This window comes from Labrys wisconsinensis, assembly GCF_030814995.1.
GTDB lineage: Bacteria > Pseudomonadota > Alphaproteobacteria > Rhizobiales > Labraceae > Labrys > Labrys wisconsinensis.
On record NZ_JAUSVX010000005.1, the window covers coordinates 422,598 to 434,072 of the forward strand.

9 protein-coding genes, 1 tRNA gene and 1 pseudogene are annotated in these 11,475 nt (G+C 69.4%); 2 read left to right on the forward strand and 9 right to left on the reverse strand.

The genetic code is table 11. From position 1 onward, the window contains the following. Positions 1–9 precede the first annotated feature (9 nt). The 7 genes from olsA to choX form a co-directional block, all read right to left on the reverse strand. The gene (gene olsA / locus QO011_RS16720) at positions 10–774 is read right to left on the reverse strand and encodes a lyso-ornithine lipid O-acyltransferase (RefSeq protein WP_307274171.1); all 765 of its coding nucleotides are present in this window, start codon (positions 772–774) and stop codon (positions 10–12) included. Between the two features lie 135 nt (positions 775–909). Continuing rightward, on the reverse strand, positions 910–4,059 hold the full coding sequence (locus QO011_RS16725) for an efflux RND transporter permease subunit (protein WP_307274173.1): 3,150 nt from the start codon (positions 4,057–4,059) through the stop codon (positions 910–912). 9 nt (positions 4,060–4,068) lie between these two features. Next, positions 4,069–5,310 carry an efflux RND transporter periplasmic adaptor subunit gene (locus QO011_RS16730; protein ID WP_307274176.1) on the reverse strand — a complete coding sequence of 414 codons (1,242 nt, stop codon included), beginning with the start codon at positions 5,308–5,310 and terminating at the stop codon, positions 4,069–4,071. A 55-nt stretch (positions 5,311–5,365) separates the two neighbouring features. Further along, positions 5,366–6,826 carry a DHA2 family efflux MFS transporter permease subunit gene (locus tag QO011_RS16735; protein WP_307274179.1) on the reverse strand — a complete coding sequence of 487 codons (1,461 nt, stop codon included), beginning with the start codon at positions 6,824–6,826 and terminating at the stop codon, positions 5,366–5,368. Beyond that, entirely contained in the window at positions 6,823–7,413 is a 591-nt protein-coding gene (locus tag QO011_RS16740; protein WP_307274182.1) for a TetR/AcrR family transcriptional regulator, read from the reverse strand. The genes QO011_RS16735 and QO011_RS16740 overlap by 4 nt, the downstream gene beginning before the upstream one ends. 186 nt (positions 7,414–7,599) lie before the next feature. Further along, on the reverse strand, positions 7,600–8,664 hold the full coding sequence (locus QO011_RS16745; protein ID WP_307274186.1) for an alcohol dehydrogenase catalytic domain-containing protein: 1,065 nt from the start codon (positions 8,662–8,664) through the stop codon (positions 7,600–7,602). Beyond that, positions 8,661–9,587, reverse strand: coding sequence for a choline ABC transporter substrate-binding protein (gene choX, locus QO011_RS16750; protein WP_307274190.1), 927 nt, complete (start codon positions 9,585–9,587; stop codon positions 8,661–8,663). Before choX ends, QO011_RS16745 begins: the two co-directional genes overlap by 4 nt. A 142-nt stretch (positions 9,588–9,729) precedes the next feature. Between choX and betI the strand changes: the two genes are divergently transcribed. Then, positions 9,730–10,353 (forward strand): transcriptional regulator BetI, encoded by a 624-nt coding sequence (betI, locus tag QO011_RS16755; RefSeq protein ID WP_307274193.1) that lies wholly within the window; start codon positions 9,730–9,732, stop codon positions 10,351–10,353. 46 nt (positions 10,354–10,399) lie between these two features. Here betI and QO011_RS16760 read toward each other — a convergent pair. Then, positions 10,400–10,486: pseudogene (locus QO011_RS16760) on the reverse strand (peptide-methionine (S)-S-oxide reductase MsrA); the annotation flags it as partial. A 46-nt stretch (positions 10,487–10,532) separates the two neighbouring features. Next, positions 10,533–10,853: a hypothetical protein gene (locus QO011_RS16765; RefSeq protein ID WP_307274196.1), complete on the reverse strand. Its 321-nt coding sequence runs from the start codon at positions 10,851–10,853 to the stop codon at positions 10,533–10,535. 160 nt (positions 10,854–11,013) lie between these two features. Here QO011_RS16765 and QO011_RS16770 point away from each other — a divergent pair. Then, positions 11,014–11,103, forward strand: a tRNA-Ser gene (locus QO011_RS16770). Positions 11,104–11,475: the final 372 nt, after the last annotated feature.

The window sequence follows — 11,475 nt, forward strand, 5'->3', positions numbered from 1 at the left end:
GGAATAACGCTACCCCTTCATCATCCGCCGCGCCTCGCCCTCCAACCGCCGGGCCAGGGCCTTGCGGTCGGTGGTCTCGCCATAGGGCACGGCCTCGCCCCAGCTGACCACCACGTCGACCGGGCCGCCGGCGAGGACGCCGATCAGGTGCGGCGCCAGGTCCATGTCGCCGATCCAGGACAGGGCCGGCATGTGGGCGCGGGAGATCGGCAGGCCGTCGCGGCGGGCGTAGCGGATGGCGAGCGGCTGGACGAGCACGGGCGCCTGGGCCGCGCGCAAGGCGGTCTGCGCCGCGCCGATCAGGGCCGAGCGGAAGGGCAGGACGCGCACGCCGTCGCCGGTGGTGCCCTCGCCGAACAGCACCATGGCGTCACCCGCCGTCAGCCGCTCGCCGATGGCGGCGGTGGCCGCGCCGGTCTTGTGGCGGCGCTCGCGCTCGATGAACACGCTGCGCTGCAGCCGGGCGAACAGGCCGATCACCGGCCAGCCTGCGACCTCGCTCTTGGCGACGAAGGAGAGCGGCATCAGCGAGCCGATGACCGGGATGTCGAGCCAGGAGACATGGTTGGCGACGATCAAGAGCGGGCGGCCGGGCTCGGGCGCGCCACGCGTGTCGACCTTGACGCCGATGATTCCGAGGACGATGCGGTGGAACAGCACGGGCAGGCGGGCCCGCAGCCGCCAGCCCCAGCGCACCGCCGCGATCTGCAGCGGCAGCAGGGGCAGCGCCACCAGCGCCACGGCGAGGATGCGCAGGGCCGCCTTGACCGGCACGGCGCGTCAGGCCCCGCCCGCAGCAGCGGGGTGCCGCCTGGTCCCGACTGTCTGGTCCTCCGCCTCTGTCACGCGCCGATTCCGCCTCGTCCAAAGCGGCTTATAGGCACGGGCAGGCGCCCGCGTCCATTGCGTCTATTCGGCGGCGGCCAGGCCCGGCGCGGGACGGTGCATCTCCGGCTCCGGCAGGTCGTCGGCGTCGCGGTGCGGCGGCGCCGCCTTGCCGCGGCGGAACCAATCGGACATGTACTCCATGGCAATATAGACCACCGGCGTGATGTAGAGCGTCAGGAGCTGCGACATCATCAGGCCGCCGACCACGGCGACGCCGAGCGGCTGGCGCAGCTCGGCGCCGGCGCCGGTGCCCAGCGCGATCGGCAGCGCGCCGAGAATCGCCGACAGCGTGGTCATCATGATCGGGCGGAAGCGCAGCGTCGCCGCCTCGACGATCGCCTCCTTGGCGCTGGCGCCGGCGGCGCGGCGCCCCACCGCGAAGTCGACCATCATGATGGCGTTCTTCTTGACGATGCCGATCAGCATGATCAGGCCGATCATGGCGATGACCGACAGTTCCAGGCCGAACAGCTCCAGCGTCAGCAGCGCGCCGATGCCGGCGGAGGGCAGGCCGGACAGGATGGTCAGCGGGTGGATGAAGCTCTCGTAGAGGATGCCGAGCACGATGTAGACGACGAGGATCGCCGCGAACAGCAGGAAGGGGATGTTCGCGGTCGAATCCTGGAACTGCTGAGCTGCGCCCTGGAAGCTGGTCGAGATGGTGGCGGGCAGGCCGGCCTCGTCGGCCGCGGCGTTGATCCGGTCCACCGCCTGGCTGAGCGAGACGCCGGCGGCCAGGTTGAACGAGATCGTCACCGAGGGCAGCTGCGCGATGTGGGACAGCGACACCGCGGTCGGCTTCTCCACGACATGGGCGACGCTGTCGAGGGGAACGAGGGCGTTGTTGGCGGTCCGGACGGTGATCTTGCGCAGCATTTCCTCGGTGGTGCCGAACTTCTCGGCCGCCTCCAGGATCACCTGATAGGTGTTCTCGGGAGCATAGATGGTCGAGACCTGGCGGGTGCCGTAGGCGGCATAGAGGGTGTTGCGGATCTGGTCGATGGTCAGCCCGAGCCGGGCTGCGGCGTTGCGGTCGATCTCGAGCACGGCGTCGCGCGCCTTGATCTGCAGATCGGAATTGACGTCGAGCACGCCGGGGATCGAGCGCATGCGCGCCTCGACCTTCTGCGCATAGCCGCGCAACTCGTCGACATCGGGCGACTGCAGCGCGAACTGGTATTGGCTGCGCGACTGCACGCCGCCGATATTGATCGACTGCACCGGCTGGAAATAGACCTGGATGCCAGGCACGCTCGCCGCGGCGCGGCGCAGCCGCCCGATCACCGTGCCGACATCGGCGGTCCGCTCCGGCTTGTCCTTCAGCTGGATGAAGAAGCGCCCGGCGCTGACCTGGTTGGTGCCCGATCCGCCGACGGTCGAGGTGACCGAGGTCACGTCGGGATCCTGGCGGATCAGCTCGGCGACCGCCTGCTGGCGCGCGGCCATGGCATCGAACGACACGTCGTCAGGGCCGAGCGAGGATCCGGAGACGAGGCCGGTATCCTCCTGCGGGAAGAAGCCCTTGGGAATGGCGTTGAAGAGATAGACGGTGACGAAGAAGGTGGCGAAGGTCACGCCGAGCATGATGACCGGCGCATTGACCGCGCCGCGCAGGCTCCAGGTGTAGAGCCGGGTCAGGGCGCTGAAGCTCGCCTCGAAGACCCGCAGGATCAGCGGCTCGCGCCGGCTATCGTCATGCTCCCGGATCAGGCGGGCGCACAGCATCGGCGTCAGCGTCAGCGAGACGATGCAGGAGATCAGGATCGCCAGGGCGATGACATAGCCGAACTCGGAGAACATCCGCCCGACCACGCCGCCCATGAAGATCACGGGCAGGAACACGGCGATCAGCGACAGCGTCATCGACAGGATGGTGAAGCCGACCTCGCGCGAGCCCTTGAGCGCCGCCTGGAACGGGGTCTCGCCGTTCTCGACATGGCGGACGATGTTCTCGAGCATGACGATGGCATCGTCGACCACGAAGCCGACGCAGAGCGTCAGGGCGAGCAGCGAGATATTGTCGATGGAGAGGTTCAGGAGCCACATGCCGGCGAAGGTGCCGATCAGCGAGATCGGCAGGGCGATGGCCGGGATCAGCGTCGCCCGGGCGCTGCGCAGGAAGAAATAGATGACGATGGTGACCAGGACGATCGACAGGCCGAGGGTGAACTCCACGTCCTCGATCGCCGCGCGGATCGACTTCGAGCGGTCGTTCATGACGTTGACGTCGACGCCGGGCGGCATGCTCGCCTTGATTTTCGGCAGGATCGCCTTGGCGGCGTCGACCACCGCCACGGTGTTGGCGTCGGGCTGGCGCTGGATGGCGAGGACGATGCCGCGCGTTCCGTCCTGCCAGCTCGCCGTCTGGTTGTTCTGGACGCTGTCGATGGCGTTGGCGACGTCGGAGATGCGCACCGGCGCGCCGTTCTGCCAGGACACGACCACCGGCATGTAGCCGGCGGCGTAGCGGATCGGGCCGGTGGCGTCGAGGATGGCGGTGCGGCTGCCGCTGGTCATCGAGCCGACCGGCTGGTTGGAATTGGCGGCGGCGAGCGCGTTCTGGAGATCGGTCAGGGTCAGCCCGCGCGCGGTGAGCTGGTCGAGATCGGCCTCGACCCGGACGGCATATTGCTGGCTGCCATAGATCGAGACCTGCGCCACGCCGGGCAGGGTGGAGAGCTGCGGCAGGATGGCGGATTGGGCGAAACGGTCGATATCGGAGAGGCGCACCGTCTTTGAGGTGAGCGTCAGGAACAGGATCGGCTGGTCGGCCGGATTGACCTTGCGGAAGCTCGGCGGCGTCGTCATGTCGGTGGGCAGCTGGCGCTGCGCCGTGGAGATGGCCGACTGGACGTCGAGGGCGGCGCCGTCGATGTTGCGGTTGAGGTCGAACTGCAGCACGACCTGGGTCGAGCCGAGGGTCGAGGTCGACGTCATCTGGGTGATGCCGGCGATCGAGGAGAACTGCTTCTCCAGGATGGCCGCGACCGAGGAGGCCATGGTCTCCGGGCTGGCGCCCGGCAGCTGGGCGCTGACCTGGATGGTCGGGAAGTCGACGCGCGGCACCGCCGCCACCGGCAGCTGGCGGAAGCCGAACCAGCCGGCGGCGACGAAGGCGACCATCAGCAGGATGGTCATCACGGGTCGGCGGATGCACAGCTCCGACAGCATGGGATCCTCTCAGCCCTTCGGAACGGGAATGTTGGCGGCGGTGTCGTTCGCCGGCGGCTTGATGCTGACCTCGGCGCCGTCGACCAGCCGGAGCTGGCCGTCGACCACGACGTCCTCGCCCAGCGACAGGCCGGATGTGACGATCGTGTCCGGGCCGGAGCTGCGGGTGATGCTGACCTGCCTGAGCTGCGCGGTCTTGCCGTCCTTGATGGCGAAGACGTAGGGACCCTGCTGGCCGAGCTGGAGGGCGGCCGTGGGGATGGTGATCGACTCGCCCTTCGGAGCGATCACCACTTGCGCCTGCACATAGGCCCCCGGCCACAGCACCTCGTCGGCATTGGGCACCTTGGCCTTGACGCCGACCGTTCCGGTGGTGGTGTCGACGGCGTTCTCGATGAAGTCGACCGTGCCGGAGACGGTGGTCTTGCCCTGGGTGACGTCGACGCGGACGTTGCCGGCGGCGATCGCCTCGCGCAGCTCCGCCAGGCGCGTCTGCGGGATGGAAAAGGCGACCTGGACCGGGTCCATCTGGTTGAGCGTGGCGAGGGGGGCCGCATCGGCGGCGCGGACGATGGCGCCGGGCTTCATCGGGATCGAGCCGACCCGCCCGGTCACCGGCGCGGTGATGACGGTGTAGGAGAGCTGCGTGTCCATGGCGTCGTGCGAGGCCTGGTCGACCGCGAGCTGGGCCTGCGCTGTCTTCAGCGTGGTCACCGCGGTGTCGCGGGTGACGACGCTGCCGGCGCTGGTCTTGAGCAGGTCCTGGGCGCGGCGCAGGTCGTTCTGGGCCTGCTGGATCTGCGCCTGGTCCTTCTCGATCTGGGCATCGATCTGGGCGAGCTGCGCCTTGACGGCGCGGTCGTCGAGCGTGAACAGGCGGTCGCCCTTCTGCACGCGCGCACCCTCGGCGATGTCCACGGTGGCGATCTGGCTGTCGAGGCGCGGACGGATGGCGATGGAGGCGATGGACTGGACGGTGCCGACGGCGTCGATCGTCACCGGCACGGCCTTGCTCTCGGCCTTGGCGAGCACGACCGGCACGGCGCCGCCGCGGTGCTGGCGGCCGGCCTCGGCAGCCTTGGGGTTGGCGGCCGGCGGCGCCGCGGCCTCGGCAAGGCCCGGCACCGAGGCCAGCACGGCGGCCGAGCCCGGCACATGCTGCACGAGGAAGGGAACCACGGTCGTCCGCTGCCACCAGCCGAGGCCGGCGATGACCGCGAGAACGAAGAGCCAGTTTGCCAAGCGTTTCATCATCGTCACCGTCTGAATGGGTTCGGCGGGCGCTTCGGCTGCGCTCCCGCCGCGTTCACAGTCTTTGCAAGGGTTCCGGCGCCGTGGCCGCTGCCCGGGCCGCGACCGGGCGCTCGGCCGGCGCGAGCATGTTGCTGCCGGCATCCCGCGGCAGCTGCAGGAACAGCAGGGTGGAGAGGGCGGCGATGCCGCCGACCAGCAGGAACACCGGCGGGAACATCGGCGCGGTCAGCGCCGTGCTGCCGAAGGCGCTCTGCGAGGCCTGCAGGCCGAGGGCCGCGACGGAGACGCCGACCGAGCCCGACAGCTCCTGCAGCACCGCGGTGAAGCTGGTCACCCGGCCCATCAGATGATCCGGCACCTCGGCGACCGCCGAGACGTTGACGCTGGTGAACTGCAGCGAGCGCACGAAGCCGCCGGCGAGCAGCGTGGCGGCGATCAGCGCCACCGGCATGCCGGCATGGAACAGGGCCGGCGCCGCGACGAAGGCCGAGGACAGCACCGCATTGGCGACCAGCACGGTGCGGAAGCCGTAGCGGCGCAGCACGGTGGACGCGAGGGTCTTCATCGCCATGGCGCCGAGGCCGGTCGAGAGCGTCAGCAGCCCGGATTCGAACGGCGTGAAGTTGAAGCCGAGCTGGAACAGCAGCGGCAGCAGGAAAGGCGTGGCGCCGACGCCGACACGGAACAGGAAGCCGCCGACGACGGAGGCCCGGAAGGTCGGGAAGCGCAGCAGCTTGAGCTCGATGATCGGCGCCGGGCTGACGAGGGCGTGGCGCACGAACAGGGCGAGCAGCACGACGCCGCCGGCGACCAGGGCGAGGGTGGTCGAAGGCTCGACCAGGCCGAGCCCGGCCAGCGTCGCCCCGGTGAGCAGCGCGGCGAGGCCGGGGCCGACCAGGACGAAGCCGAGGAGGTCGAACGGCCGGCGCTCGTCCTCGCGCACGTTGGGCACGAACAGGCTCGCCAGCACGATGCCGAGCACCGCGATCGGGATGTTGATCCAGAAGATCCAGCGCCAGGAGAAATAGGTGGTGATGAAGCCGCCGAGCGGCGGGCCGGTAACGGGGCCGAGCAGGGCGGGGATGGTCAGCCAGGCCATGGCGTTGACCAGGTCGTGCTTGGGCGTGGTCTTGAGGATGATCAGCCGGCCGACCGGCACCATCATCGCGCCGCCGACACCCTGCAGCACGCGGGCGGCGACGAGCTCGGTGAGGCCGTTCGACAGGCCGCAGGCGATCGAGCCGGCGCCGAACACGACGATGGCGCCGCGGAACACGGTGCGGGCGCCGAAGCGGTCGGCCATCCAGCCGGAGGCGGGGATGAAGATGGCGAGCGCCAGGAGATAGCTGGTCAGGGCGAGCTTGAGATGGATCGGGCTGGTGCCGAAGTCGCGGGCGATGGTCGGCAGCGCGGTGGAGAGCACCGTCGCGTCGAGGTTCTCCATGAACAGCCCGGTGGCGATGATCACCGGCAGCAGGCGGCCCGAGGGCAGGAAGGTGGTGCTCCGGGTCACGGCCGCCCCTCCGGCGCCAGGCCCCGGAAGGCGAAGTCGACGATCGCGGCGGTGATCTCGGCATCGCCGGCGAGGTCGGAATTGGTGCCGCTCCAGACCAGGCCGATCAGGAAGCGGGCCGCGACGGCGGGATCGACGGCACGTGCCTCGCCGGCCGCCTGGCCCTCGGCGATGACGCCGGCGAGGCGGGCGGCGATGCGGGCCCGGCGTGGGCGGAACACCCGGCGCTTCCAAGTCTCGCCGCCGCTGAGGTCGCGCATCGGCACGATGTGGTCGCGGAAGGTCGGCACCATCTCGCCGACGAGGCGGGAGAGGCGTTCGGCCATCGGGCCGGGCACGGCGAGCGCCGCATCGAGGCGGGCTTCGAGGTCGTCGAGAGTCTGGGCGAAGACAGCCTCGAACAGCGCCTCCTTGCCCTCGAAATAGCGGTAGATCGTCGGCTTGCCGATGCCGGCCTCGAAGGCGATGTCGTCGACCGTCGCGGCCTCGTAGCCGAGCCGGGCGAAGACCCGCCGCGCCGCTTCCAGCAGGCGGGCGCGGCGCAGGTCGCGCCAGCGCTCCTCCTGATGATCCTGCACCTGGTCCATGCCCGCTCCGGCCGCCGTTGAACTGACAGGTTACGAATAGAACCCGCAAGTTTCATCTGGGCCCTGATTGTGGTGGAATTGCGCAGGATCATGACTACGGCGCGACAGTCCTCCGCCGACCGGCTGCACAAGTTCGTGAGAAATGTTTCCCGTCTGTAAAGTCGCGGCCGGCGCGGCGCCTTGCGATCAGACCCGCCGGAAATCGACCACCAGCCTGCCTTCGACGCGGCCCTCGTGCAGGGCGCGCAGACCGTCGTTGATCTCGGCGAGCCCGATCGCCCGCGTCTGGCTGCGCAGGGGGGCGGCGGCGTGCAACCGCATCAGCTCATCCATTTCCCGGCGCGTTCCGACGCTCGTGCCGGTGATGGCGACGCCGGTCGCCGTGAGCCATTCCTGGCTGACGGGGACCGGCTCGGCCACCATGGCGGCGGCGATGATGGTGCCGCGCGGGCGAATGGCGCCGAGCATGATCGGCCAGGTCGCCGCGGACGGGGCGAAGTTGATGCAGGCATGCATGCCGCCGAGCGCCTGGAGCGATGCGGCGGCCCCGGCATCGGCGGGCACGACATGATGCGCGCCGGCGGCGCGGGCCTGCTCGAGCTTGGCCGGCGACACGTCGAGCGCCACGACGGTCGCGCCGGTCCGCGCGGCGATCTGGACGGCGAACAGGCCGAGCCCGCCGCATCCAAGGATGGCGCAGCGCATGCCGGCGCGCAGGCCCGCCTTGCGGACCGCGCCGAAGGCCGTGACCCCGGCGCACATCAGCGGCGCGGTGACGATCGGATCGGCGCCGGCCGGGATGCGCACCGCGTAGCGCGCATCCACCGTGGCATAGTCGGCGAACGCCCCCTGCACGTCGAAGCCGTGGGCGCGTTGCGCCTGGCAGAAGCATTCGGCGCCGTCGCGGCATTCGGCGCAGCCGCCGCAGGTGTCGTGCAGCCAGGGCACGCCGACGCGGTCCCCCTGTTGCCACCCCTGCGCGTCCGCGCCGACGGCAACCACCACGCCGATGCCCTCGTGCCCCGGGATCAGCGGATGCGGCTGGTGCGCCGCCCGGGCGCTGCCGGTCCAGATGTGGACGTCGGTGTGGCACAGGCCGCAGGCCTCGACCCGGACCAGCAACTGCCCGGGCCGCAGCCGGGGCAGGGGCACGCGGTCGATGCGCAGGGGCATGCCGGGTCCGTCGAGGAGCGCGGCCCGCATGGTGGCGGGCGGCGCGACGGGGCCGAAGAGATCGACGATGCCCGTCATTGCGCCAGGGCCGCCCGGACCGCAGGGAGCGCCGGCTGCCCGTCGTGCGTCGTGACGCCGTCGAGCCAGGCTTCGAGCTTCTCCGGGTGCGCCTTGAGCAGCGCCAGCGCGGCGGCGGGCGCTTCCATGCCGTCGTCGACGATCATCTTCATGCCGCGGTTCTCATAGGCGACGTCGAAGGTGAGGTTGCGGAAGAAGCGCGCCAGGTTCGGGCAGGCTGCGGCGTAGCCCGGGCGCGAGAGTGTCCGGACCGTCGAGCCGCCGAAGTTCGGCCCGAACTCCTGGTCGCCGCCGGCGAGGTAGGTGATGTCGTAGTCGAGGTTCATCGGGTGCGGCTGCCAGCCGAGGAACACCACCCATTCCTTGCGTTCGATCGACCGGCGAACCTGGGCCAGCATGCCCTGCTCGCTGGACTCGACGATCTCCCAGTCCTTCAGGCCGTGGCGACCGGCCGCCACCATGTCGAGAAGCGGCTGGTTGGTGCCGGGCTCGATGCCGTAGATCTTCTTGTAGAACCGATCCGGAAACCTGGCGAGGTCGTCGAAGCTGCGGACGCCGGCATCCGCGACATAGGTCGGAACGGCCAGCGTATACTTGGCGCCTTCCAGGTTGGTGGTGACGACATCGACCCAGTTCTTGTCGAAATAGGCCTTGAACTCGATGTCCTGGGCCGGCCGCCAGTTGCCGAGGAAAATGTCGATCTGGCCGGTCTTCAGGCTCTCATAGGCGACGTTGAGGCCGAGCAGCGTGTTGCTCATCTCATAGCCCATCGCCTTCAGCACGAGGCCGGCCGTCGTCGTGGTCAGGACGATGTCGGTCCAGCCCATGTCGGCGCTGCGGACGCGGGCGCAGGATGCATCCTCGGCGCTGGCGTGGAACGAGCTCAGGGTTGCGGCAACGGCCGCGGCGATCAGTCTCTTCATGGCGGTTCCCGATGGATGGCTGGCGGCCCCGGCTTCGATGCCGTCCTGTGCGGGCCTTGACCCGAGCCAATCACAGCGCTGTTTTTTGTCAATTCAATTTTTTGTACGAGCATACAAAAAACTGACTGCTACAGTCCGGCGCATGAGCGGGGCCGCCAGGAAGAAGCCGATCGAGGAAGTGCGCCGCCGCGAGCTGATCGAGGGCGCCTATCGGGTGTTCCTGGAGCACGGCCTCGGCGGCCTGACGACGGCACGGATCTGCCGCGAGGCCGGCATGTCGCCCGGCCTCCTCATCTATTATTTCAAGAGCAAGGACGAGGTGCTGTTCTGGATGGTCCGCCACGCCAACCGTGTCATCATGGACGAGGTGGTGCGCCGGATGAAGGCGGCGGCAAACCGCTGGGACCGCCTGATGGCGATCGTCTCGGGCAACTTCCCGGCCGACCTGTTCGACCGCAACACCGCCAATGCCTGGGTGTCGTTCTATGCCGCGGCGGCGCACGACGCGCAGCTGGCGCGCCTGCAGACGCTGTTCCACCGGCGCCTGGCGTCAAATCTGGCGAGCTGCGTCGACCCGCTGCTGGACGGCGCCGAGCTGGCGCGGTTCACGCTCGGTATCGGTATCCTGATCGACGGTGCCTGGCTGAGGAAGGGCGCCGCCGGCGTCGAGATGACGTCGGCGGACGCGATCGGACTGATCGAGAGCCACATCCGCTGCAGCCTGGGCGAGGTGGGCGTCGCGCGCCTGCGGCAGATGCCGTCATAGGAGCCGGCGCGCGGACGGCTATTCCGCCGCCACCGGCAACCCGACCGGGGCAGGAGACGCCGGTGCCGCCGAGCCCGCAAGAGCCGCCCGGGCTCTTGGCGAGGCACTGCTGGTGATAGTCCTCGGCGAGATGCGGTCGATATGGGTATTTCCGCACGCTTTGCGCAGGGGACGGCGCCTCACCCGCGCACCACGGTGCCGATGCGCGAGCGCGGCCGGCGGCCGAGCCGCAGGCACAGCGCCGACAAGAGCATCAGCACGACGAAAAAGGGCACGGCCAGCAGCGGCGCGACGATGCCGCCCCACAGCGCCGGACTGAACACCGCGTCGACCGAGGCCTGTGCCGCGGCCAGGCTGCGGCTGCCGATATGGGCCCAAACGTCGGCAAGCGAGGTGGCCTCCGGCCTGGAGTCGGCGATCGAGCGCGCGCCGTCCACCACCACGGCGACGAAGGCCCCCGCCGCGAGCAAGAGCCCGATGAAGCGCGCCAGGAACCGCATGCACCCTCGTCCCGATGACCGATCGCCGGCAAACTAGGCCGGTGGAGCGCCGAGGTAAACCGCGCCGGCCATTCCGCCCCCGCCCGCGTCACATTTCCGCGATGAAACCGCCGACGAGGCGGTTTACAAACCCCGCCGGCCTCGCCATAAGCAGCGCGCCGGACAGGTGGCCGAGTGGTTGAAGGCGCACGCCTGGAAAGTGTGTATACGGGAAACCGTATCGCGGGTTCGAATCCCGCCCTGTCCGCCAACCATCCCTTTCAGGAAGTCGCACTGTGGCGCATGGCCACTGATTTCCGGCGACTTTTCTGCCGAAAATCCGCGCATTGAGATGCACTGGGGCGCGATGAATACCCGGGCATGCCGGGTATTCGGGGAAACAAGATGCCGCTGACGGACAGTTCGAGGCGCTGGCTCGGGAGTGATGCGAGATTCAGAGGCCGGCGTGGGTGGAGCACCATGCCTGGAACGTCATGAATTATACCAGCCCACTCAGGGAGTGACACAGGCCCATTTGCGGGCGCCGATGGATCGGATTCGGTCTGGATCGTTGAGGAGGAATCGCCAGGCGGTCTGACAGGCGTCGAGGATATCGTCGTAGGTATCCCAGACGGTGGCGCAA

Coding starts and splice junctions, on each gene's coding strand:
- QO011_RS16765 (WP_307274196.1), bottom strand. CDS start 10,853: ATGCGGTTCCTGGCGCGCTTCATCGGGCTCTTGCTCGCGGCGGGGGCC.
- QO011_RS16730 (WP_307274176.1), bottom strand. CDS start 5,310: ATGAAACGCTTGGCAAACTGGCTCTTCGTTCTCGCGGTCATCGCCGGC.
- QO011_RS16725 (WP_307274173.1), bottom strand. CDS start 4,059: ATGCTGTCGGAGCTGTGCATCCGCCGACCCGTGATGACCATCCTGCTG.
- QO011_RS16745 (WP_307274186.1), bottom strand. CDS start 8,664: ATGACGGGCATCGTCGATCTCTTCGGCCCCGTCGCGCCGCCCGCCACC.
- QO011_RS16740 (WP_307274182.1), bottom strand. CDS start 7,413: ATGGACCAGGTGCAGGATCATCAGGAGGAGCGCTGGCGCGACCTGCGC.
- betI (WP_307274193.1), top strand. CDS start 9,730: ATGAGCGGGGCCGCCAGGAAGAAGCCGATCGAGGAAGTGCGCCGCCGC.
- choX (WP_307274190.1), bottom strand. CDS start 9,587: ATGAAGAGACTGATCGCCGCGGCCGTTGCCGCAACCCTGAGCTCGTTC.